The sequence below is a fragment of the Streptomyces sp. NPDC005706 genome (assembly GCF_040631045.1).
Lineage (GTDB): Bacteria > Actinomycetota > Actinomycetes > Streptomycetales > Streptomycetaceae > Streptomyces.
In genome coordinates, this window is record NZ_JBEXYS010000001.1 from 117,509 (window position 1) to 139,672 (window position 22,164).

Annotated in this window: 19 protein-coding genes, 1 tRNA gene and 1 riboswitch; of the genes, 8 read left to right on the forward strand and 12 right to left on the reverse strand. The window is 71.0% G+C overall.

Features of this window, described 5'->3' with window-relative positions; genetic code table 11:
• Positions 1-824 precede the first annotated feature (824 nt).
• Complete coding sequence (locus ABZ478_RS00505; protein WP_359544976.1) at positions 825-3,467, forward strand: transglycosylase domain-containing protein; 2,643 nt, start codon at positions 825-827, stop codon at positions 3,465-3,467.
• A gap of 9 nt (positions 3,468-3,476) precedes the next feature.
• Here the strand turns inward: ABZ478_RS00505 and ABZ478_RS00510 are convergent, their stop codons facing one another.
• The 3 genes from ABZ478_RS00510 to ABZ478_RS00520 all read right to left on the reverse strand — a co-directional run bounded on the left by ABZ478_RS00510 (position 3,477) and on the right by ABZ478_RS00520 (position 4,719).
• Entirely contained in the window at positions 3,477-3,797 is a 321-nt protein-coding gene (locus tag ABZ478_RS00510; protein WP_359544305.1) for an SMR family transporter, read from the reverse strand.
• A gap of 33 nt (positions 3,798-3,830) precedes the next feature.
• A riboswitch (guanidine-III (ykkC-III) riboswitch) is annotated at positions 3,831-3,901 on the reverse strand.
• Positions 3,902-3,974: 73 nt separating this feature from the next.
• A complete protein-coding gene (locus ABZ478_RS00515) occupies positions 3,975-4,277 on the reverse strand; it encodes a co-chaperone GroES (RefSeq protein WP_020940315.1) in 303 nt (100 codons plus the stop codon).
• 112 nt (positions 4,278-4,389) lie between these two features.
• Positions 4,390-4,719, reverse strand: a complete 330-nt coding sequence (locus ABZ478_RS00520; RefSeq protein WP_359544306.1) for a DUF3618 domain-containing protein — start codon at positions 4,717-4,719, stop codon at positions 4,390-4,392.
• 92 nt (positions 4,720-4,811) lie between these two features.
• Between ABZ478_RS00520 and bcp the strand changes: the two genes are divergently transcribed.
• Positions 4,812-5,279 (forward strand): thioredoxin-dependent thiol peroxidase, encoded by a 468-nt coding sequence (gene bcp / locus ABZ478_RS00525; protein WP_359544307.1) that lies wholly within the window; start codon positions 4,812-4,814, stop codon positions 5,277-5,279.
• A gap of 86 nt (positions 5,280-5,365) precedes the next feature.
• Positions 5,366-5,449 (forward strand) — tRNA-Leu (locus tag ABZ478_RS00530).
• 43 nt (positions 5,450-5,492) lie between these two features.
• Here ABZ478_RS00530 and rdgB read toward each other — a convergent pair.
• The 3 genes from rdgB to ABZ478_RS00545 form a co-directional block, all read right to left on the reverse strand.
• Positions 5,493-6,095: an RdgB/HAM1 family non-canonical purine NTP pyrophosphatase gene (gene rdgB / locus ABZ478_RS00535; protein ID WP_359544308.1), complete on the reverse strand. Its 603-nt coding sequence runs from the start codon at positions 6,093-6,095 to the stop codon at positions 5,493-5,495.
• 137 nt (positions 6,096-6,232) lie between these two features.
• A complete protein-coding gene (locus ABZ478_RS00540) occupies positions 6,233-7,771 on the reverse strand; it encodes an MFS transporter (protein ID WP_359544309.1) in 1,539 nt (512 codons plus the stop codon).
• 132 nt (positions 7,772-7,903) lie between these two features.
• Complete coding sequence (locus tag ABZ478_RS00545) at positions 7,904-9,232, reverse strand: DUF445 domain-containing protein (RefSeq protein ID WP_359544310.1); 1,329 nt, start codon at positions 9,230-9,232, stop codon at positions 7,904-7,906.
• 207 nt (positions 9,233-9,439) lie between these two features.
• Between ABZ478_RS00545 and ABZ478_RS00550 the strand changes: the two genes are divergently transcribed.
• On the forward strand, positions 9,440-10,774 hold the full coding sequence (locus ABZ478_RS00550; protein ID WP_359544311.1) for an SGNH/GDSL hydrolase family protein: 1,335 nt from the start codon (positions 9,440-9,442) through the stop codon (positions 10,772-10,774).
• Between the two features lie 58 nt (positions 10,775-10,832).
• Here ABZ478_RS00550 and ABZ478_RS00555 read toward each other — a convergent pair whose 3' ends face one another.
• Positions 10,833-11,282 (reverse strand): hypothetical protein, encoded by a 450-nt coding sequence (locus ABZ478_RS00555; protein WP_359544312.1) that lies wholly within the window; start codon positions 11,280-11,282, stop codon positions 10,833-10,835.
• 151 nt (positions 11,283-11,433) lie between these two features.
• Here ABZ478_RS00555 and ABZ478_RS00560 point away from each other — a divergent pair, with 151 nt between their 5' ends.
• Positions 11,434-12,489, forward strand: coding sequence for a helix-turn-helix domain-containing protein (locus ABZ478_RS00560; RefSeq protein WP_359544313.1), 1,056 nt, complete (start codon positions 11,434-11,436; stop codon positions 12,487-12,489).
• Positions 12,490-12,601: 112 nt separating this feature from the next.
• Here ABZ478_RS00560 and ABZ478_RS00565 read toward each other — a convergent pair whose 3' ends face one another.
• Entirely contained in the window at positions 12,602-12,904 is a 303-nt protein-coding gene (locus ABZ478_RS00565; RefSeq protein WP_358930487.1) for a hypothetical protein, read from the reverse strand.
• Between the two features lie 373 nt (positions 12,905-13,277).
• On the opposite strand from ABZ478_RS00565, the gene ABZ478_RS00570 reads away from it, so the two are divergent.
• Positions 13,278-13,778 carry a DUF2267 domain-containing protein gene (locus ABZ478_RS00570; RefSeq protein WP_359544314.1) on the forward strand — a complete coding sequence of 167 codons (501 nt, stop codon included), beginning with the start codon at positions 13,278-13,280 and terminating at the stop codon, positions 13,776-13,778.
• 197 nt (positions 13,779-13,975) lie between these two features.
• Here ABZ478_RS00570 and ABZ478_RS00575 read toward each other — a convergent pair whose 3' ends face one another.
• Positions 13,976-14,518, reverse strand: coding sequence for an MOSC domain-containing protein (locus tag ABZ478_RS00575; protein ID WP_359544315.1), 543 nt, complete (start codon positions 14,516-14,518; stop codon positions 13,976-13,978).
• A 356-nt stretch (positions 14,519-14,874) separates the two neighbouring features.
• Between ABZ478_RS00575 and ABZ478_RS00580 the strand changes: the two genes are divergently transcribed.
• Together ABZ478_RS00580 and ABZ478_RS00585 are read left to right on the forward strand one after the other, a co-directional pair.
• Entirely contained in the window at positions 14,875-16,248 is a 1,374-nt protein-coding gene (locus ABZ478_RS00580) for a protein kinase (protein WP_359544316.1), read from the forward strand.
• Positions 16,249-16,470: 222 nt separating this feature from the next.
• Positions 16,471-17,217, forward strand: a complete 747-nt coding sequence (locus ABZ478_RS00585) for a class I SAM-dependent methyltransferase (RefSeq protein WP_359544317.1) — start codon at positions 16,471-16,473, stop codon at positions 17,215-17,217.
• Positions 17,218-17,365: 148 nt separating this feature from the next.
• Here ABZ478_RS00585 and ABZ478_RS00590 read toward each other — a convergent pair whose 3' ends face one another.
• The 3 genes from ABZ478_RS00590 to ABZ478_RS00600 form a co-directional block, all read right to left on the reverse strand.
• Complete coding sequence (locus tag ABZ478_RS00590) at positions 17,366-20,512, reverse strand: DUF3427 domain-containing protein (RefSeq protein ID WP_359544319.1); 3,147 nt, start codon at positions 20,510-20,512, stop codon at positions 17,366-17,368.
• Positions 20,513-20,578: 66 nt separating this feature from the next.
• A complete protein-coding gene (locus ABZ478_RS00595; protein WP_359544320.1) occupies positions 20,579-21,022 on the reverse strand; it encodes a DUF3592 domain-containing protein in 444 nt (147 codons plus the stop codon).
• Positions 21,023-21,074: 52 nt separating this feature from the next.
• Positions 21,075-22,106 carry an SEC-C domain-containing protein gene (locus ABZ478_RS00600; RefSeq protein ID WP_359544321.1) on the reverse strand — a complete coding sequence of 344 codons (1,032 nt, stop codon included), beginning with the start codon at positions 22,104-22,106 and terminating at the stop codon, positions 21,075-21,077.
• Positions 22,107-22,164 lie beyond the last annotated feature (58 nt).

Genomic DNA, 22,164 nt, shown 5'->3' on the forward strand with positions numbered 1-22,164 from the left:
GGGTGCCGCCGCAGTCGGGCAAGCCGCAGGGCTCCGGCAGGTCCGAGGGTTCCGAGGGGCAGGCGGCCGAGCGTTCCGCCGGGGCCGCGCGTCCCGGGGTGCCGCCGCAGTCGGGCAAGCCGCAGGGCTCCGGCAGGTCCGAGGGTTCCGAGGGGCAGGCGGCCGAGCGTTCCGCCGGGGCCGCGCGTCCCGCGGTGCCGCCGCAGTCGGGCAAGCCGCAGGGCACCGGAAAGTCCGGCCGGCCGGGCCAGTCGCCGCAGACGCCCCCGAAGTCTCCGGGCTCCGACGCGCCGACGGCCGACCGGTCGGCCGGAACCCGGCGCCCCGGCGTCCCTCCGCAGGCGCCCGGCGAGGGCGAGGGCTCCCGCAAACCCGGGGCCGGGCGGTCCCAGGGGTCTCAGCGCCCCGAGGTGCCTCAGCAGTCCGGGCAGTCACAGGGGGCCGGGAAGTCCGGGGGCTCCGAGCAGCAGGCGGCCGAGCGTTCCAGCGCGCCCCGGCGCCCCGGGGTACCCGGCCAGGCGGGGGAGCCGCAGAATTCCGCCAAGTCCGACGGCACCCGGAACCCGGCGGCCGAGCGGCCCACCACCCGGCGCCCCGGAGTACCCGGCCAGGCCGCGCAGCCGCAGACGTCGGCCAAGCCGCAGGGCCCGGAGAAGCCCCAAGAATCCGACGCGGCCGAGAGCACCCAGGTACTCGGGCGCGTCAACTCGTCCCGCGCCTCCGCCGCCGCCGAGGGAGCCGAAGCGGCCCGTAAGCGCGGCGGCGGGAAGGCGTCCGGCGGCCCCCAGGGAACCGGAGACGCCCAGGCACCCGAGACGACCCAAATCCTCCGCAAGGTCAAGGCCCCCACCACACCCGAGCAGACCCGCCCGGGCAACAGCACCACCACGGCGAAGAGCGGCCAGGCCGCCACGCCCGGCGGCGCCAGGAAGGGCCCCCGGGCAGCCACGGCCGCCGGTGCCGCCGGTGCCGCCGCGGCAGCTCAGGCCGCCGCGGGAAGCGGCGCCGCCCAGGGCACCCAGACCACGACGGCCAGCGGCGGCGCGGCCAAGGCCGGGACTGCCGCGGCCGAAGACACGGCCACCACCGCCACCGCCAACGCGGCCGGCGGCGGAACCGGAGGCGGCAAGGGCAAGAAGCCCAAGCGGCCCAAGCGAACCGGATGGCGCCGCCTCCTCCCCACCTGGCGCATGCTGCTCGGCACCTTCGTGATCGGCGTCATGCTGATCATCGGCCTGTTCTTCCTCGGCTACTCGCTCGTACAGATCCCCTCCGCCAACGCCCTCGCGACCAAGCAGAGCAACGTCTACCTCTACGCCGACGGCTCCCAGCTCGCCCGCGACACCCGCGACAGCAAGGTCAACCGCGAGAACGTCAGCCTCGCCCACGTCTCCAAAGCCGCCCAGCACGCCGTACTGGCCGCCGAAGACCGCGACTTCTACTCCGAGTCCGCGATCGACCCCAAGGCCATGCTCCGCGCCGGCTGGAACACCGCCCTGGGCAAGGGCAGGCAGTCCGGTTCGACCATCACCCAGCAGTACGTCAAGAACTACTACCTGGGCCAGGAACAGACCGTCACCCGCAAGGCCAAAGAGTTCTTCATCTCGATGAAGCTGGACCGCGAGAAGTCCAAGGACGACATCCTCGAGGGCTACCTCAACACCAGCTACTTCGGCCGCAGCGCCTACGGCATCCAGGCCGCCGCCCAGGCCTACTACGGCAAGGACGCCCAGGACCTCGACCCGGCCCGCGCCGCCTACCTCGCCGCACTCGTCAACGCCCCCAGCGAATACGACGTCGTCGCACACCCCGAGAACAAGCCCGCCGCCGTCGCCCGCTGGAACTACGTCCTGGACGGCATGGTCAAGGAAGGCTGGCTCGGCAAGAGCGAGCGCACGGGCCTGAAGTTCCCCACACCCAGGCAACAGACCCTCCCCAACGGCCTGTCCGGCCAACGCGGCTACCTCGTCGACGCCGTCAGGCAGTACCTGATCAGCAACGACATCGTCACCTCCGACCAACTCGAGGCCGGCGGCTACCGCATCACCACCACCATCCAGAAGAACCGGCAGAACGCCTTCGTCAAGGCCGTCGACGACCAGCTCATCTCCAAACTCGACAAGAAGAACCGCAAGGCCGACAACTACGTCCGCGCCGGCGGCGCCTCAGTCGACCCCAAGACCGGCAAGATCGTCGCCATGTACGGCGGCATCGACTACGTGAAGCAGTACACCAACGGCGCCACCCGAGGCGACTTCCAGGTCGGCTCCACCTTCAAGCCCTTCGTGTTCACCTCGGCCGTCCAGAACAGCTCCACCACCCAGGACAGCCGCCCCATCACTCCGAACACCATCTACGACGGCACCAGCAGGCGCCCCGTACAGGGCTGGACCGGCGGCGGCTACAACCCCGCCAACGAGGACGAGAAGTCCTACGGCGACATCCCCGTCCGCAAGGCCACCGACCTCTCCGTCAACGCCGTCTACGCCCAGATGGCCGTCGACGTCGGCCCCGCCAAGGTCAAGCAGACCGCCGTCGACCTCGGCATCCCCGAGAACACCAAGGACCTCCAGCCCTACCCGTCCATCGCCCTCGGCACCGCCACCGCCAGCGTCCTCGACATGGCGGAGGCCTACGCCACGCTCGCCAACCACGGCCAGCGCGCCACATACACCATGGTCGAAAAGGTCACCAAGGACGGCACCCAGCAGATCGAACTGCCCGAACGGCAGACCAGGCGGGCCGTCACCCGCGAGGCCGCCGACACGACCACCTCGATCCTCCAGAGCGTCGTCGACAACGGCACCGCCGTCGCCGCCCAGGCCGCCGGCCGCCCCGCCGCCGGCAAGACCGGCACCGCCGAGGAGGACACCGCCGCCTGGTTCGCCGGCTACACCCCCGACCTAGCCACCGTCGTCTCCGTCATGGGCCAGGACCCCGTCACCGCCGCCCACAAGTCGCTCTACTACGCCCTGGGCCAGCCCCGCATGAACGGCGGCGGCCCCCCCACCGCCATCTGGGCCCAGTACACCCGCGACGCCCTGAAGGGGAAACCGGTCAGCGACTTCGACCTCCAGCTCCAGCAGGGCGCCGACCAGACCCAGGCCCCCATCGACCCCTCCGGCGACCCGAGCACCGGCTCCCAGGACAACGGCGGCACCACCGGCACGCCCACCGACGGCGGCACCACCGGCACCACCGGCACGCCCACCGACGGCGGCACCACCGGCAGCACCCCCACCACCGACGGAGGAACCACCGACGGCGGCACCACCACCGACAGCGGCGGCACCACCACCGACGGAGGAACCACCGACGGCGGCGGAACCACCACGGGCGGCGGCACCAACGGCGACCCCACCACCGGCGGAGGCACGGACACCGGCGGCGGCACACCCGGCGGAAACACCGGAGGCCTCGACACAGGCGGAGGCACCGACACCGGCGCCACCGGAGGCCAACCCTAGAACCGCCCGTCAGTGACCGCCGGTCGCCTTGAGCCCCACCACGGCGACCAGCAGCAGACACACGAAGAAAACACGGGCGGCGGTGACCGGCTCACCCAGCACCACCATGCCGAGCACCGCCGCACCGGCCGCCCCGATACCCACCCACACCCCGTACGCCGTACCGATCGGCAACGACTTCGCCGCGTACGACAACAGCACCATGCTGGCCACGATCCCGGCACCCGTGAACACACTCGGCACGAGCCGGGTGAACCCCTCGGTGTACTTCATCCCCACCGACCAGGCCACCTCGAGCAGACCGGCGACAACCAGCAGAACCCACGCCACGACGACACACCTCCGGCAGACGAACCCATTCCTGGTGCGTCGTCTTTGCCTGCATCCCGGTACGGCGCGTCTCGTCGGGCACCTCCGAACATAGCAAAGCAACGACAGAGGGGCCGGTGACCACAGTCACCAGCCCCTCCGCCATCACCGAACCCAGCGCTACCGCAAACCCCTGCCTCAGAGATACAGGCCCGTGGAGTCCTCCGCGCCCTCGAACCGGTCCGCGGCCACCGCATGCAGATCCCGCTCCCGCATCAGCACGTACGCCACACCCCGCACCTCGACCTCGGCCCGGTCCTCCGGGTCGAACAGAACCCGGTCACCCGGCTCCACGGTCCGCACGTTCTGACCCACCGCGACCACCGCGGCCCAGGCCAGCCGCCGCCCGACCGCCGCCGTCGCGGGAATCAGGATGCCGCCGCCCGACCGCCGCTCACCCTCACCCGTCTCCTGCCTGACCAGCACCCGGTCATGCAGCATCCGAATGGGCAGCTTGTCGTGATGGGGCGTGCTCTGCACGTTTCTGTTGGCGCTCACACTTCGAACCTACCCGCCTCCGACACGCCCGTACGAGCCCGGGTCGCCCCGCCGCTCAGCGGCCGCGCCGCCGCACACTCAGCGCCAGCAGCCCCACCAACCCCACCGCGACCAGCGCCACCGGCACCACCCGCTCCAGACGCGGCGCGCCCTCCTCATCGACGAACTGCGCCCTGACGTCACTCACCACCCGGTTGACCTGGACATACGCCCGCCCAACCGTGTGATCGAGATTGGCGACGACCTTGGCCTTGGCATCCCCGACGATCGTCTTCGGGTGCACCCGCACCCCGATCTCATCGAGCGTCTCGGCCAGAGCTTCGCGGCGGCGCCTGATGTCCGCCTCGATCTCTGCCGGGGTTCTGGTGTCCGACGTGTCCGCCACCGTACGGCCTCCGAAGTCTCCTGATGCTGTCCTGGACAGTCTGTCAGTTCCCAGTCGGGCCGCGCCGCAACGCCCCCCGTTACGCTGGACCGATGAGCGAGCGACTCCAGCCCGGCGACGTGGCCCCCGCCTTCACCCTCCCCGACGCCGACGGCAACCAGGTGTCCCTGTCGGACCGCAAGGGCCGCAAGGTCATCGTCTACTTCTACCCCGCGGCGCTGACCCCAGGCTGCACCAAGCAGGCCTGCGACTTCACGGACAACCTCTCCCTCCTGGCCGACGCCGGCTACGACGTCATCGGCATCTCCCCGGACGAGCCGGAGAAACTCGCCAAGTTCCGCGAGAAGGAGTCCCTGAAGATCACCCTCCTCGCCGACCCCGACAAGAAGACCACCGAGGCCTACGGCGCCTACGGCGAGAAGAAGAACTACGGCAAGACCTACATGGGCGTCATCCGCTCCACGATCATCGTCGACGAGGAGGGCAAGGTCGACCGCGCCCTCTACAACGTCCGCGCCACGGGCCACGTCGCCAAGATCATCAAGGACCTGGGGATCTGAGGCCCCCTAATACCGCCGGGTCACGGCCCCTCGTACTGGGGGCGGACGACGAACGGAGCGGCACAGTAAAGTAGGCCGCGCTTCAGGCGGCCGTGATGGAACTGGCAGTCATGCTGGGTTTAGGTCCCAGTGGGTTCACGCCCGTGTGGGTTCGAATCCCACCGGCCGCACCGCCCCCCACCTTCGAATCGAAGGTGGGGGGCGTTTCGTTTGTCAGCCCAGCAGCTCCCGCACCACCGGCACCAGCGCCCGGAACGCCTTGCCCCGGTGGCTGATCGCGTTCTTCTCGTCGGGGCTGAGCTCCGCGCAGGTGCGGCTCTCGCCGTCCGGCTGGAGGATCGGGTCGTAGCCGAAGCCGTTCGTGCCGGCCGGGCTGTGCCGCAGGATGCCCCTGAGTTGCCCCTCGACCACTCGTTCCGTGCCGTCCGGCAGGGCCAGCGCCGCCGCGCAGGCGAAGTGCGCGCCCCGGTGTTCCTCCGCGATGTCGGAGAGCTGGGCCAGCAGGAGGTCCAGGTTGGCCTTGTCGTCGCCGTGGGCGCCCGCCCAGCGGGCGGAGAAGATGCCGGGGGCGCCGTTCAGGACGTCGACGCAGAGGCCGGAGTCGTCCGCGACGGCGGGGAGGCCGGTGGCCCGGGCCAGGGCGTGGGCCTTGAGGAGTGCGTTCTCCGCGAAGGTGACGCCGGTCTCCCGGACGTCGGGGATGTCGGGGTAGGCGTCGGCGCCGATCAGTTCGTGGGGGAGGCCTGCTTCGGCGAGGATGGCCCTCAGTTCGGTGATCTTTCCGGCGTTGCGGGTGGCGAGGATCAGGCGGGTCATGGGGGCCAGTATCCCTTGGCGGACGAAGCCCCCGGGGACCCGGCTGGATGAGTGCCGGGCCCCGGGGGCCTTGTCCGTCGCGGGCGCGGGCCCGCAGGGGACGATCGTCAGGGCCTGCCGGCCGGCGGGGACGGTCGTCAGGGCCTGCTGGCCGCCGGAGGGGCCGAGGGGCCCTGGGTTCCGCGGGCCGGGCGGGTCGCCGCCTTGGCCTTGCTCGCGGCCGCGGTCAGCGGGCGGGCGATGTCCTCGAGGGACCGGCGTTCGGCGTTCACGGCGAGGAACGCGGCGACGAGACCGGCCGCGCACATCAGCCCGGCGCCGATCTGGAAGGCCAGGACGGTGTCGCCGACCTTGCCGGTGTTGGTGAGGTCGGCGAAGAGCAGCGGGCCGCTGATGCCGCCGGCGGCCGTGCCGAGGGCGTAGAAGAAGGCGATGGACATGGCCCGGGTCTCCATCGGGAAGATCTCGGAGACGGTCAGATAGGCGCTGGAGGCGCCGGCGGAGGCGAAGAAGAGCACGGCGCACCAGCAGGCGGTGAGGGTGCCGGCGCTGAGGGAGCCGCGGTCGAAGAGCCAGGCGGTGCCGAACAGCAGCAGGCCGGACAGCAGGTAGGTCGAGGAGATCATCACGCGGCGGCCGACGGTGTCGAAGAGGTGGCCGAGCAGCAGCGGGCCGCAGAAGTTGCCGACGGCGATGACGGCGAAGTAGTAGCCGGTGTGGTCGGCGGGTACGTCGAAGAACTTGGTCAGGATGGCGCCGAAGCCGAAGGTGATGGCGTTGTAGAGGAACGCCTGGCCGATGAAGAGGGAGAAGCCGAGGACGGCGCGCTTGCGGTACCGGCCGAAGACGGTGCGTGCGATCTCCATGAAGGTGACGCTCTTGCGCTGGTGGATCTCGAGTTCGCCCTCGGGTTCGGTGAGGGGTTCGCCCTTTTCGGCCTGTACCTGGCGTTCGATGCCGGTGACGATGTCCTCCGCTTCCCGGTCGCGGCCGTGGATGAGCAGCCATCGTGGGCTCTCGGGGACGTGCCGGCGGACGAGGAGGATGACGAGGGCGAGGACGGCGCCGAGTGCGAAGGTGAGGCGCCAGCCGATGTTGGCGGGGAGGAGGTCGGTGTTGAGGGCGAGGATGGAGAGCAGGGAGCCGCCGACGGCGCCGAGCCAGAAGCTGCCGTTGATGATGAGGTCGACGCGGCCGCGGTAGTTGGCGGGGATGAGTTCGTCGATGGCGCTGTTGATGGCCGCGTATTCGCCGCCGATGCCGAAGCCGGTCAGGAACCGGAACAGGAAGAACCACCAGGCCTCGGTGGAGACCGCGGTGAGGGCGGTCGCCGCGAGGTACACCGCGAGGGTGATCATGAAGAGGTTCTTGCGGCCGAAGCGGTCGGTGAGCCGGCCCCAGAAGAGGGCGCCGACGCAGGCGCCGGCGACGTAGAGCGCGGCGGCGATGCCGGTGATCTGTCCGGAGCTGATGCTCAGCCCGCTGCCGGGTTCGGAGAGGCGGCCGGCGATGTTGCCGACGACGGTGACTTCGAGGCCGTCGAGGATCCATACGGTGCCCAGGCCGATGACGATCGACCAGTGCCACCGGGACCAGGGCAGGCGGTCGAGCCGGGCGGGGATGTTCGTGGTGATGGTCCGGCCGCTCTGCGGTGCCGGTTGTGCGGTTGTGCTCATGGGCTCCCCTCAACGCCGAAGGACGGGGTACGGGTGCCCTGGCGGCGCCGGAGTAGGCCCGGGGCGGGTGTGGGAGGGGTTCGGTGGCAGGGGCAGGGGCAGGGGGAGGAGCAGGTCCGGGGCGGGTCGGTGTCAGGCGCTCACGGCGCGGGTGACGACGTAGATGAGCAGGCCTGCCAGTGAGCCGACGACGGTGCCGTTGATGCGGATGAACTGGAGGTCGCGGCCGATGTGGGCCTCGATCTTGCGGGTGGTGTGTTCGGCGTCCCAGCCGGCGACGGTGTCGGTGATCAGGGAGGTGATCTCCTTGCGGTAGGTGGTGACGACGTGCACGGCGGCGCCTTCGACCCAGCCGTCGACCTTCTGCTGCACCTTCGGTTCGTTCGCCATGCGGGTGCCGAGGGAGAGCAGGGCGGCCCGTACCCGCATGCGCAGTTCGCTGCGTTCGTCGCCGGCCGCCGCGACGACCATGGAGCGTACGGCGGTCCATGCGGAGGCGATGAGGTCCTGCACTTCGCCGCGGCCGAGGATGTCGGCCTTGAGCCGTTCGACGCGTGTGCGGGTGTCGGTGTCGGACTGCAGGTCGGAGGCGAAGTCGGTGAGGAAGCGGTCGAGGGCGCCGCGGGCGGGGTGGGAGGGCATGTCGCGCATCTCGGTGACGAAGCGCAGCAGTTCCTTGTAGACGCGGTCGCCGACCTTTTTGTCGACGAAGCGGGGGGTCCAGCCGGGGGCTCCGCCCTCGACGGCGCTCATGACGTCGGCGCGGTGCAGTTCGAGCCAGTCGTGGGCGCGGGCGACGACGAGGTCGACGACGCGTCTGTGGCCGCCGTCGGCGACGATCCGTTCGAGCATCTTGCCGAGGCCGGGTGCGATCTCCTGGATGTCGGCGCGCCGGGTGACGGCCTCGGTGACGACGGCCTGGACGTCGCGGTCGCGCATGACGGTGAGGGCGCCGCGCAGCGCGGTGGCGAGTTCGGCGGTGACCCGGTCGGCGTGTTCGGGTCGGGCGAGCCAGGTGCCGAGCCGGCTGCCGATGCCGACGGCGCGCAGTCGCTGTCGTACGACGTCCTGGGAGAGGAAGTTCTCGCCGACGAACTCGCCGAGGGAGACGCCGAGCTGGTCCTTCTTGGTGGGGATGATGGCGGTGTGGGGGATGGGCAGTCCGAGGGGGTGCCGGAAGAGGGCGGTGACGGCGAACCAGTCGGCGAGTGCGCCGACCATGCCGGCCTCGGCGGCGGCGGCCACGTAGCCGGCCCAGGGGCCGGCGCCCTGGTGTGTGGCGAGCCGGGCGAGTACGTAGACGAGGGCGACGAACAGGAGTAGTCCGGTCGCGGTGAGTTTCATGCGCCGTACGCCCCGCTGCCGTTCCTCGTCGGCGGGGGTGAAGGCGTTCATGGTGCGGTGCGACGTGGTCTGCTGTGCCGTCGTCGGGTCTGGTGTTCGTGTCTCGGTGTGTTCCATCAGCTCCACCCGTACTCCGCCTGTGCGGTGATCCCGCGCACAATTGTCCCTTCCTGACCGACTCCCGGAACGAAACAGGAGTTCCCGGCGTCTGTCTGTAGGGGGTTTCGGGCAGGGTCCTGTCAGGTCTCCCGAGCCCATGACGCATCATGGGTTCATCAAGATCGGAGCCTGGGGCTCCCATCTCCCGAGGAGAACAACGCAAGCATGACCAAGCGTCATGGTTATGCCGTACTCAGCGCGCTGCTCGCGCTGATCGTGGCCGTGTGTGCCGCCGTCTACGTCACGGTGGCCACGGACGACGGCACCCCCAGCAGCACTTTCGCCGGCACTCGCCCGCGCCATGGTTCCTCCGTCGCTCCCGCGTCGACCGGCACCTGGGTGGGTGCCTGGTCCACGGCGCCCGTGGGCGGCGAGCCGGGCACCGAGACCACCGGTCTCGCCGGCCGTTCGGTGCGCAACGTCGTGCACGCGAGCACCGCGGGGACGAGTGCCCGCATCACGCTGTCCAACCTCTACGGACAGTCCCCGCTGACCATCACGCACGCCTCCCTGGCGGTGGCGCTGGGTCACGACACCGCCGTGGCCGACGCGGAGACGATGCGCCGGCTGACGTTCAACGGTGCCACGAGCGTGGTCGTCCCGGCGGGCGGGCAGGTGCTCAGCGACGCCGTGCGCGTGGTCGTCCCGCACGACTCGGATGTGCTGGTCACCACGTATTCGCCGACGCCGTCGGGCCCGGTGACCTATCACCCGCACGCGCAGCAGATGTCGTACGTCGCCCAGGGCGACCGTACGGAGGACGCGACGGGCGCCGCGTACACCGAACAGACGCCGTACTGGCGGTATCTGACGGCCCTTGACGTGCTGAGCAACGAGGCGACGGGCACGGTGGTCGTCTTCGGTGACTCCATCACCGACGGCATAACGTCCACGGTCGGCGCCAACCGCCGCTGGACCGATGTCCTCGCGGGCCGGCTGCACACGGCGGTGGCCGGTGGTGACGCCCTGCCGCGCTACGGCGTCGTCAACGAGGGCATCAGCGGCAATCAGGTTCTCGCGGACGGGCTGGGCCGTCCGGCGGAGAACCAGAGCGGTCTCGGCCGCTTCGGCCGGGACGCGCTGTCCCGGACCAGTGTGAAGGTCGTCGTGATCGACCTCGGCATCAACGACATCATCCGGAATCCGGCTCTCGCAGACCCGGGCAGGATCTCCGAGGGTCTGCGCACCCTGGTCCGCCAGGCGCATGCCCGCGGTCTGAAGGTGGTCGGTGCGACCCTCATGCCGTTCCGCGGCCACCGCGGCTGGACGCCGGCCCGTGAGGCGGTGCGTCAGCAGGTCAACGCGGAGATCCGGTCCGGCCGGGTCTACGACTCGGTCGTCGACTTCGACCAGGCTCTGCGGGACCCGTACGACGCGCGCCGGCTGCGCCCCGAGTACGACTCCGGGGATCATCTGCACCCGAGTGACCTGGGCTTCGCCAAGATGGGTGACGTCTTCGACCTGGGCGCGCTGAAGGGCGCGGGGCAGGCGGAGCTGTAACGGAGGGCCGTGACGGCGGGGCGCGGCCCCGCCGCGGGCGACCGCGTGGGGCCCGGCCTCACGCACCCGTCGTGGAGCCGGGCCGCACGATCATCAGCACCGTGACGGCCGCCCACAGCAGGTTGAACAGGCCGGTGTACATGGCCAGCCGCGCGGTGTTCCGGCGGCTGCCGACGCCCTCCACGAGCGCGGTCTGGGCGGGCAGCACCAGCGCGCCCAGCACGAGGGCGGCCAGCGCCGTGAGGGCGATGGACACGATCAGCCAGGCGCTGCCGAGCACGTGCATCTCGCTCGCGGTGGCGAACCCGAAGACCGGGACGACGACGCCGACGACGGCGTACACCCGGCAGATCCGGTGCAGCAGCCGCAGTGTCTCCGTGGGGCGGTCGTCGTCCGGTGCGGTCAGGGCGCGGCGCGCGGCGGGCGGGAACATGCTCGCGGCGACGGTGACGGGCCCGATGGCGACGATCGCGGCGATGACGTGGACGGCGAGGAGGAACTTGGTCACGGCAGGAGGCTAGGCGGCCGGCCGATCACGGAGCAGTGGCCGGATTGCCAGTACCCGACGGATTCTCGCCGCCGTGCATTCCACGGGTACAGGGGAGCGGGCTCCGGCTCCGCGACTTGGCGGCAATCCGTCGTACGGCTAGTTTCCCGCCATGCACACCGTGGCCGTCCTGGCGCTGGACCAGGTGATCCCGTTCGACCTCTCCGTCCCGATCGACACCTTCGGCTGGGCGCGGCTGCCCGACGGCCGGCCTGCCTACCGGGTGCGGGTCTGCTCTCCGGGGGCGGGAGCGGGAGCCGGATCGGGGGCGGGGCCGGGTGCGGGGGAGGTGAGTGCGGGCGGGGGTGTCTTCGCGGTGCGGGCGCCGTACGGCCTGGAGGTGCTGGCGGACGCGGACACGATCGTCCTGCCGGGTGTCGCCGACCCGGCGCTGCCGCTTCCGCCGGGTGTCACGGAGGCGGTGCGCGCGGCGGCGGCGAACGGCACGCGCGTGGCGTCGATCTGCGTGGGCGCGTTCGTCCTCGCGGCCACCGGCCTGCTGGACGGCCTGCGCGCGACGACCCACTGGCGGGCGGCGCGGGAGCTGGCGGAGCGGTACCCGGGGATCATCGTGGACCCGAACGTCCTCTACGTCGACAACGGCCAGTTCCTGACGTCGGCGGGCGCGGCGGCGGCCCTGGACATGTGCCTGCACATGATCCGCCGGGACCACGGTTCGGCGGTCGCCGCGCACGCGGCCCGGATGTCGGTGATGCCGCTGGAGCGGGAGGGCGGGCAGGCCCAGTTCATCGTGCACGACCTGCCCCCGGCACCGGCCGGCGCGACCCTGGAGCCGCTGCTGACCTGGCTGGAGGACAACTGCGACCGCGATCTCGCACTGGACGAGATCGCGGCGCGGGCCCGCATGAGCAGCCGCACCCTCAACCGCCGTTTCCGCGAGCAGACCGGTACGACACCGCTTCAGTGGCTGCACCGGGCGCGGGTACGGCGGGCCCAGTACCTGCTGGAGACGACCCCGTACCCGGTGGAGCGGATCGCCGTGCAGGCGGGTTTCGGCTCCCCGACGGCCTTCCGGGAACGCTTCCGCCGGGTGGTGGGGACCAGCCCGCAGGCGTACCGGCGGTCGTTCCGGTCGGCGGAGGCGGGGTCGGGGCCGGGGCCGGGTGCGGGAGTGACGCCGGGGGTGGCGCGGGTGGGGGCGCGTTGACGCCGCAGGGCGCTGCTCCGGTCGGCCCGGGACGGACGCCCTGCCCTGCTCGGCTGCTCGGCTGCTCGGTTGCTCGGGGGACCGGCGGTCCGGCGTCGTCCCGGCTGTCGGCTCAGCCGCGCCGGTCGGCGACCGCCCAGGAGGCCAGGGCGACGGCGCCCGCGACGCCGAGAACGGACGGCCACGCGCCGACCTTCTTGGCCAGCGGATGCGACCCGGCGAACGCGGCGACGTACCCGGCGGTCAGCGCACCGGCGGCCTTCCCGCCCGCCTGCCTGCGCCACTGCTGCGCGGCCGCGGCCCCCGCGGCGGCCAGGACGACCCCGCCGAGCTGCCGCTTCCTGGTCCAGCGGGCGACGCCGTACCCGCCGACGAGCCCGGTCGCGGCGACCACCGCACTGGGAACCCTGGCCATGAGCTGCCTCCATCTATATCTGTGTCGATACGTCGATACGTCGCGGTCTGCTTCGTCTGTCTGTATTGCCTGGTGCGAGGCTAACGCGCGCCCGGCCGGGCCCTCTCGGGCGGGTGTCCCTCCACGCCCGTGCCCTTGATGGCCGAAAAAGTCGAGTCGCGGCGCGCTCTTCCGGACCGGCGGCTGGGATCCGCGCGGCCGCACCGGCCCCAGGCACGCACCAGTGGCCGCACGTACCACATGGGCGTCATGAGTCGCATGAGTCACATGCCACCACATGCCGCACTTTGGCCGAACTGCCGCTCATGCGGGCCGCATTACGGGGTACTGGGCTCTCGGTGTCCTGAAGTGTCCCGGAGGAGGATCCACCACGATGACCGTGACGACCACGCAGCCGAGAACGACCATCCCCGCCCCCGCCACCACGGCGGCCCCCTCGCCGCGCCCGCTCGCACCCGAGACCGGCGCGGACAGCGCGCGCTGGGAGGCGCTCACCGAGGCGGTGCGCGAGGCCGGTCGGTACTCGACGGCGGCCGAGGCCGAACGCGTCACCCGTACCGTTCTCACCGCGCTGGGCGGCCATGTGACCGGCGAGGAACGCGTCTCCCTGGCCCAGGCCCTGCCCAGGCAGGCGGGCACCCTGGTCGCCTCGCAGATCCCCGCGAACACCCCGCTGTCCGCGCGTGAGTTCGTCGAGTCCGTGGCGAGCCACCTCGAGGACGCCACTCCGGCCACCGCCCGCTGGGACGTCAGCTCGGTGCTGGGCGTGGTGGCGGACACCGTCGGCGAGTCCCTGACGACCCGTGTCCTGGCCCAGCTCCCCCCGGGCTACGCCCTGCTGTTCGGCCGCGCGGACCTGGCGGCGACGGCATAGACCTCCGCCCACGCCCCGGCCTCCGCCCCGGCTCTCCGGGCGCCGCACGAATCCCGCCGCCGTCCATTCGGTGACCGCGGCCGGCGGCGCCCGGCAACCGGCCGGACGGCCCGGAAACCGGACGGCCCGGAAATCAGAAGGCGAACGGCCGGATGGCGGTACGCCGTTACGGCGGTACGGCGGTACGGCCGTAAGCGTCAGACTCGTTCGAGCGGGCGGTGAGGCCCGTCGGGCAGCTCCACGCGGATCGCGTCACCGGCGCGTACGACGCCACCCGCCCGCACCACACCCATGACCCCGGCCCGGTACCGGACGTGCCCGTCCGCATCGCGCCCCACGACCCGCTTCAGCAGCCCCCGCCGGAAGTTGTCGATCTGGAGGCACGGATTGCGCAGCCCGGTCACCTCCACGACGGCCTCGTCCCCGATCCGCAGCACCGCTCCGGTGGGCAGCCCCAGCAGATCGATCCCCCGGGTGGTGATGTTCTCGCCCAGTTCACCGGCCGCCACCCGGAACCCGGCCTCCCCGACCTCCTCGAACAGCTCCTCATGGATGAGGTGCACCTGCCGGAGGTTCGGCCGGGTCGGGTCCTGAGCGACGCGCGACCGGTGCTTCACGGTCACCCCGGCATGCACGTCCCCCTCGACCCCTAGGCCGGCGAGCAGGGTGATCCGCTCCCGGTTGGGCTTGGTGAAGGAGTACTCGCCGTTGCTGCTGACGGCAGTGACGGTCGCGCTCATCGCAGGCCCCCCGTATCGGCTCTTCGTCGCGTGATCCGCCGAGAGCCTAGCGGCAGCCCTGACCGCCCCTCCCTGGGGCGCGCTTCGTACCGTCGGCCGGGCGACGTGTCCCGAGCCACCGCGACGGCGCACCCCGCGGTCACCGAGTTCGTCCGGATACCTGACACGGGCTCGGGTACCCGCACCGGAGCACGGCCCACGGCCGAGTCCGGCATGAGGTGACAGCAACGGAGACCCAGATGAAGGCCAGCCGATCAGCAGCCCCGCCGGCCCCCGCGCCGGTCGCAGCGGAACCGCGGTCCGCTCACGTCCTCACCGGACGCTACCGGTTGGGCGCGAGAATCGGATCGGGAGGCATGGCCGACGTCTACGAGGCCGTCGACATCCGTCTCGGACGGCCCGTCGCGGTCAAGGTGTTCCGGCCGGGTCCGGGCCCGCAGACCGAGGACCGTCTCACCGCCGAGGCCGTCCTCCTCGCCGGCCTTCAGCACCCCGGACTGGTCACGGTCTACGACTCCGGCCGCGAGGACGACCGCACGTACCTGGTCATGCAACTGGTCGAAGGCCCCACGCTGCACAGCCTCCTGCAAGGCGGCCCCCTGCCCGAGCGGCGCGTGGCGGCCCTGGGCGCCGCCCTCGCGCGGGCGCTCGCGCACGTTCACCGGGCCGACATCGTGCACCGCGACGTCAAACCGTCGAACGTCCTGCTCGACGCGGCCGGTGACCCGCACCTGGCCGACTTCGGCATAGCGCGTCTGGCGGACGCCACCCGCCAGACGGCGCCCGACGTGCTGACCGGCACCGCCGCGTATCTGGCGCCCGAGCAGGTCGAGGGCGGGTACGTCGGACCGCCCGCCGACGTCTACGCGCTCGGCCTGGTCCTGCTGGAGTGCCTGAAAGGGGAACTGGAGTACCACGGCACCCCCCTGGAGGCCGCCGTCGCCCGTCTCCTGCGCGCACCCGAGATCCCGACCTGGATCTCCCCGGACCTGGCGACCCTGCTCCGCGCCATGACCGCCAAGGACTCCGGGGCCCGCCCCGACGCCGAACACTGCGCGCAGACCCTGGCGGCCCTGAACACGCCCGGCGTCCCGCCGTCCCTCCCTCTCACGGCACCCTCCGCGGCCGTCCTCGCGAGGACGCGGGAATCGGCGGCGACCCGCCCCGCCCGTACGGAGGGCCTGAGGACGGCGGCAGCGAGCCGGCCGGCCCACGCCGGCGGACCGGCGGCCGCCCAGGGGCCCGCCCATGCCGAACGCCCCCAGCACAGCCGCCGCCTGGCAGTGGGCACCGCTCTGGCCGCCCTCTCCGTGGCCCTGGGCGCGACGCTCGCCCTGGCTCCGGGCACCAGCGGAACCGGCGACGACCGTGCCGACTCGGCCTCCGCGGCCACGACCCCCGAGCATCCGCCGTCCACCAGGGGGACACCCGGCGCCAAGCCCAGCACCGCCCCGCGTGCCGCCACCCAGCCCGAGGCGAGGACCTCCGGCCCCTCCGCTCCGGCCGCCACCCCCACCGGCGTCCACGCCCAGCCCGTCTCCAGGAGCCTGCCCTCGCCCGACCGAGCGACCCCGGCACGGCACACCCCGTCCGGCAACAACGGCGCGAATTCCCACAGCACCTCCGCCCACCGCCCCCGCGACACGGAGCACCCGCCCCACGCCACCCCGAACGCCCCCGGCCAGAGCAACAAGCCCTCGCGGCACATGACGCCGGACGACGAGGAGTGAGGCACCCTTCCGCGGGCGGGCCCCGCCTCGCGGGGCGGTGACCGCGGCGTGCGCGAAACCCGGTGGACACGACCCCCTCGCGCGTCCTAGCCTCACCGACGTTCCGAAGATCCGTACGTCCTGATGAGGTGCGTTTGATGACGGTCCAGGCAACGGCGGCCAGCGTCAACAGGCCGTCCCCCGCACATGCCATGACCTCATCGGACACAGGGAACCCCAACTGTGGATCTTCCACGTGAATTCACCATCCGCGAGAGCAGCCACCGCATCCACAACCCGTTCACCGGCGAGCAGCTGGCTGCCCTGGGGCAGGCGCTGCACCTGACCCCCGGCACACGGGTGCTCGACCTCGCCAGCGGCTCGGGCGAGATGCTGTGCACCTGGGCGCACGCCCACCGCATCGTCGGGACCGGCGTCGACATCAGCACCGAGTTCACGGCCAGGGCCCGTGCCCGGGCCGCCGGGCTCGGCGTCACCGATCAGGTGGCCTTCGTCCACGGCGACGCGTCCGGCCATGTCGCGGACGAGCCCGTCGACCTCGCCGCGTGCATCGGCGCGACCTGGATCGGCGACGGAGTGGCCGGCACGATCGACCTGCTGCGCCGCAGCCTCCGCCCCGGCGGCCTGCTGCTGATCGGCGAGCCGTACTGGCGCCAGGAACCCCCGGACCGGCAGACCGTCGAAGCGTGCCACGCCGGCACCAAGGAGGACTTCCGACTGCTGCCGGAACTCATCGAGCGGTTCGGCGAACTGGGCTACGACCTCGTCGAAATGGTGCTCGCCGACCAGAACAGCTGGGACCGGTACCGGGCCGCGCAATGGCTCAACATCCGACGCTGGCTCGACCGCAACCCCGACGACGAGCTGGCCCCCGAGCTGCGAGCGGACCTCTCCCGCGATCCGGCCCGCTATGCCAGGTACGAGCGTGAGTATCTCGGCTGGGGTGTCTTCGCCCTCATGGAGCGCTGACGGTCACACCGGGGCCGGGCCGGGGCCGGCAGGATGCTGCCGGGCCCGGCTGCCCGGGTGATTCGAGACGCGGGCAGGCCGAACCCGGCCGGTTGGCGGTGCAGCCGGGTCATCCGCCGCTGCTCCTGCGAGTTGGCCGCGCTGGGGCCTATCCGGTGGCGACTGCCGAATAGGTCCAGACGTCCGCCGGAAGGTCGTGCTCCAGGCGCCAGGTGATCGCCATCGGCTTGCTGCCGGTATGACTCTCGTAGGTGGCCGGGCCGAGGAGCATCCACGGCTGGGGCTTGCCTATGTCGGTGTTCTTGTAGCGGCGCATGAACAGCAGGACGTGGCTTCCGCGCTGCTTGTGCTGCCGGTACCGCAGGCCGGCACGGGAGTCCTCCGCCGTCGCGTTCTGGGACTCCCAGTGGAAGAGCGTCGGGCTCAGCGCATAGTCCTTGTAGCGGACGGTGGGTGAGAAGTCCTTCTCGTTCTTGTCCAGCGTGATGAGCAAGGCGTCCGCCTGCAGTTCCTCTACCCACTCCACGCCCTTGGCGAAGGATCGCGGCATCTGCCCGCCGAAGCGGGCCACTCCGAGGGCGGCAAGGATTTCGGAGCGGTTGTACGCGCTGTGGATCCTCAGCGGAACACGGCTGAGACGGCCGGACAGCGGAATGGGAACGTGGTCCGCCTGCTCCACGACATGCGACAGCACCTGCCGCAGCTCGTCGCGGAACGCCCGCTGAGCGCGCAGCGACTCAAGGCCTTCCTGGAAACTGGTGAATCCGCCTGCGTTGTCCCACAGGTTGAAGAACAGCATGCGGGCGTACGACTGATCGGTCGGAGTCAGCTCCTCGTAGGCCGGGAAGCCGTCTTCGAGGAGCCTGAGATAGGCCGAGGCCCGCTCCGGGTCGTCGATGTGGAGGAACGCGTGGACCCGCTTGAGCAGTGCCGCCTCTCCTGGTGATGAGTCCTCAGTGATCAGCCCGGCTTGCCGAAGGACGGAAGTCCATGAGTTGTCACTCTTGTAGAGCTCCTTGATGTCCCGGCGGCTCTCCCGGAGGTAGTCGGCGAGACGAGGGGTGCTGTACGCCTTGACCTCCTTCACCAGCGTCTTCACGGTGGCGCGCAGTTGCGTGCGGATGTTGTCCAGGACGAGGTCCTTGGACTTGCCCTCCAGGATGATCTGGCAGCCGGACGGCAACTGCGGGAAGTCGTGCTCGATGTGATCGACGAGCCGGTTCCGTGAGAGGTTGGTCAGAGACCGGAACTGCTCCTCGAAGCGGAACTCAGCGCGGTGCTGCCCGATGAAGTCGAGGACGGTGAGCACGGGCTTCGTCTCGGTGCGCCGCAGTCCTCGCCCCAACTGCTGGAGGAAGACTGTGGCGCTGTTCGTGGGGCGGAGGAGGAGCAGAGTGTCCACGTCAGGGATGTCCAGCCCTTCGTTGAACAGGTCTACCGAGAAGATCACCTGCAGCTTTCCCTCCCGCAGCTCGGAGAGGGCTCGGGCGCGCACTTCGCCAGGGGAGTCGCTGTCGAGCGCTATGGCCTGGAAACCGGCCTGGCGGAAGAAGTCCGCCATGAAGTGAGCGTGCGCCTTGGTGACGCAGAAACCCAGTGCCCTCATGGCGCCGGGGTTGGAGACCTTGTCCCGGATCTGCTTCACCACGATCCGGGCACGGGCGTGGTTGCCCGTGTAGAGGTTGCCTAGTTCCTGGTCGGCGTACGCGCCCTTCTGCCAGCCAAGGTTCGTCAGATCCGTACCGTCCGGAATGCCGAAGTAGTGGAAGGGGCAGAGCAGGTCGTTCTCCAGGGCCTCCCACAGCCGCATTTCGGCGGCGATCCGGCCGTCGAAGAATTCGTCCTGCACGTTTCGCCCGTCCATCCGCTCGGGCGTTGCGGTGAGGCCCAGCAGCTCCCGAGGAGTGAAGTGGTCGATGACCCGTCGGTACGTGGTGGCGGTGGCGTGGTGGAACTCGTCGATGACGATGATGTCGAAGTGCTCGGCTGCCAGTTGCTCAAGCCTTGAGACGTTGAGTGACTGGACACTAGCGAACACGTGCTCCCAGGTGCGTGGTTCAGTGCCGGCGTGCAGCAGTTCGCCGAACGAGGCGTCGTCCAGGACCTCTCGATAGGTGCGCAGCGACTGCCGAAGAATCTCCTTACGGTGGGCCACGAACAGCAGCCTCGGCCGATCGCTTCTCAACTGTCCGCAAAGGCTCCGGTAGTCCAGGGCTGCCATCACGGTCTTGCCCGTGCCGGTCGCAGCGACCAGCAGGTTCCGGTGCCGCCCTCGGATCTCCCGTTCGACGGTGAGCCGCTCGAGCATGTCCCGCTGATGCGGGAAGGGCCGCACCTGCAGGCCGGAGAGGTTGATCTTCAGGTCGGTGGCGGACGTGCTGCCGCCTGCCTGAGCCAGTGCTCCGTCGAGGCGCTCACCGTGCAGATCGGGGTGGTACGTCTCGAAGGCCGTGTCGTTCCAGTACGCGTCGAAGGTCGCCTCGAACTTGTCCAGCACCGCGGGTGTCGCGATCGAGGACAGACGGACGTTCCACTCCAGGCCGTCGAGCAGTGCGGCTCTGGAGAGGTTCGAGCTGCCGACGTACGCCGTGTCGAAGCCCGTCCTGCGCCGGAACAGCCACGCCTTGGCGTGCAGGCGGGTGGACCGGATCTCGTAGTTCACCTTGACGGTGGCACCGAAGTCGCGCACCAGCCGGTCGAGCGCGTGGCGGTCGGTGGCGCCCATGTACGTGGTCGTGATGACCCTGATCGGTACGCCGCGCTCCTTGGCGGCACGCAGGGCGTCCTCTAGAACCCGGATGCCGTACCACTTCACAAAGGCGCAGAGCAGATCGATGCGGTCGGCCGTGGCGAGCTCGGCCCGCAGCTCCGAACCCAGACTGAGATCGTCCGGCGAGTTCGTGAGCAGTGATGTCTCGGAGAGCGGGGTGAGCGGCCGGATCGCGTACGCGCCCGGCGCCTCCTGCTTCGCTAGGGCGAGCAACTGCCTTGGGCCTTCTGCGACCGTGCTGACCGGTTCGGATGCGTCGTGCTCAGGAGTAGCAGTACTCAGGGACGTCAGGATCTGGTTGGCGAACCGAACCTGCTGGGCGGGCGGGAGCTGATTGAGCCTGCGAGCGACCACCTCACCGATGTGCCGGGCAAGCACATGGGGTGTCGACTCCGCGCTGACTTCCGCGTCGACGGCCTTCCACCCCATGGTCTCGAGCTGTCCCAGCGCCTCGCTCACCTCCTCGGTGATCAGCTGCTCGTACACGCCAGCGACCGGCTGCGTCTGTCCCCCCGGCTCCGCCACCTTGACCCCCTCGACCACTTTCAATGTGCATCTGTTTTAACAGGGGGCACTGACAGAAGTCCTCGGCTACAGCAGGGAGAGAACTCCCAAACCAACCCCAAACATCACGGAAAGCGCACACCACACCAAGTTCGCAGTAGGCGAGTACGCCTTGGCCGTGCGGACCACCACTGCGCGCCGCGGGTCCTCCGGGTCGTAGCGGAGGATGACCGGGGTGCCGCGGTACAGGGCGTTGGGGGATTCGGGGTTCAGGGGGACCTGGCGGTAGGTCTGGGTGGGTGGGGCTGTGGGGTTGCCCGGGGGCGGGGCCTGGTAGCGGATCTGGGGCGGGTGGTAGGACGTGCCGACGCGGCGCGGGGAGTTGGCCACCTCGCCCCGTGTCTGGACGCCCCGCACGCCGAGCCGGCCCAGGGACCGGTGGGCGCGCAGGGCGGCGTGTGTGCCGTGGGCGCCGATGAACGTCCAGAGGGCGGCGAAGAGGAGGGAGATGGTGGGCCAGGGTTGGGGCATGGCCGGCCGCCCCCCTCCGCCTCGTTCTGTTGAGTCCAGTGAGTCCAGCCCTTTAGACGGCTGCCACGGGGGCCGGCGTTCCGTGGCAGTCCCCGTACGCCCGCCCCGAGCCGCACCAGCAGCGTGCTGTGCGCTGCGGCGGCCAGGCCACGGCGCGGCCGCGCGCGGCGAGGGTCGTGGCGTACTGGGGGAGGAGGGTCGCGTCGGACGGGCTCGAGCCCTCGGAGGCGGCGAAGGCCTCGTAGGACGGGACCGTGCCGGTGACGATGCCCAGGTTGGGCGTGCCCGAGGACGCCAGTTCGCGCAGGGAGGCCTCTATGGTCGCCAGGTGGGCGTCGTGGGAGGGGTACTCCGCCGCCAGGCCGGCGTAGGCCGCCAGCAGTTCCGTCAGTTCGGGGGCCGGCCAGTGCAGGACGGCCACCGGGAACGGGCGGGAGAGGGCCTCCCGGTAGGCGCCCAGTTCGGCGTTGAGGCGGGAGATCTCGGCGGCAAGCTCCGCCGGGTTGTCCGAGCCCAGGGACCAGACCCGCTTCGGGTCGTGGAGTTCGTCCAGGGAGACCGGGGAGGCGTGGAGGCTGTCCGCGAGGGTGTCCCAGTCGTCGTGGGGCAGGCCCAGCATGCGGCGGACGCGGTGGCGGCCGTAGAGGAGGGGGTGCGTGCCGTACGGGGGTTCCGTGCCGTCCGGCAGGAGGAGGGTCGCCGCCTGTGTGAAGGTCTGTTCCGCCGCCTCCAGCTCGTCGTGCGACTCCAGGGACTCGGCGACGATCACCCAGGGGGCGGGGTCGCGGGGCGCCGACGCGCGGATGCCGTCGATGATCGCCCTGGCCTCCGCCTCGTGGTCGTACTCCCACAGGTTCGAGGCCTTCAGGGCGCGGACGAGGTGGGGATTCTCCAGGCCGTCGGAGGAGGACAGCAGACGGTCGTAGAGCGTCGTCGCGGCGGGGCGGTCGCCGGACAGTTCCAGATGGGCCGCGGCGCGCAGGAGCAGGGCCTCGGTGTCCTCGGGGTACAGGCCGGCGGTCCGCTCCAGGCGTGCCGCTTCGGCGGTGTGGTCGACGTTCTCGGCAGGCGTGTCGGGGCGCATGGGTGACACCGTACTGCCGACCGGTGACACAGGTGGAGTACGCGGTTTCCCGGCGGGC

Excerpts from the sequence above, each read along its gene's own strand:
- ABZ478_RS00515 (WP_020940315.1), bottom strand. The coding sequence starts at position 4,277 with ATGCTGCATGACCGGGTGCTGGTCAGGCAGGAGACGGGTGAGGGTGAG.
- bcp (WP_359544307.1), top strand. The coding sequence starts at position 4,812 with ATGAGCGAGCGACTCCAGCCCGGCGACGTGGCCCCCGCCTTCACCCTC.
- rdgB (WP_359544308.1), bottom strand. The coding sequence starts at position 6,095 with ATGACCCGCCTGATCCTCGCCACCCGCAACGCCGGAAAGATCACCGAA.
- ABZ478_RS00540 (WP_359544309.1), bottom strand. The coding sequence starts at position 7,771 with ATGAGCACAACCGCACAACCGGCACCGCAGAGCGGCCGGACCATCACC.
- ABZ478_RS00545 (WP_359544310.1), bottom strand. The coding sequence starts at position 9,232 with ATGGAACACACCGAGACACGAACACCAGACCCGACGACGGCACAGCAG.
- ABZ478_RS00550 (WP_359544311.1), top strand. The coding sequence starts at position 9,440 with ATGACCAAGCGTCATGGTTATGCCGTACTCAGCGCGCTGCTCGCGCTG.
- ABZ478_RS00560 (WP_359544313.1), top strand. The coding sequence starts at position 11,434 with ATGCACACCGTGGCCGTCCTGGCGCTGGACCAGGTGATCCCGTTCGAC.
- ABZ478_RS00565 (WP_358930487.1), bottom strand. The coding sequence starts at position 12,904 with ATGGCCAGGGTTCCCAGTGCGGTGGTCGCCGCGACCGGGCTCGTCGGC.
- ABZ478_RS00570 (WP_359544314.1), top strand. The coding sequence starts at position 13,278 with ATGACCGTGACGACCACGCAGCCGAGAACGACCATCCCCGCCCCCGCC.
- ABZ478_RS00575 (WP_359544315.1), bottom strand. The coding sequence starts at position 14,518 with ATGAGCGCGACCGTCACTGCCGTCAGCAGCAACGGCGAGTACTCCTTC.
- ABZ478_RS00580 (WP_359544316.1), top strand. The coding sequence starts at position 14,875 with ATGGCCGACGTCTACGAGGCCGTCGACATCCGTCTCGGACGGCCCGTC.
- ABZ478_RS00595 (WP_359544320.1), bottom strand. The coding sequence starts at position 21,022 with ATGCCCCAACCCTGGCCCACCATCTCCCTCCTCTTCGCCGCCCTCTGG.
- ABZ478_RS00600 (WP_359544321.1), bottom strand. The coding sequence starts at position 22,106 with ATGCGCCCCGACACGCCTGCCGAGAACGTCGACCACACCGCCGAAGCG.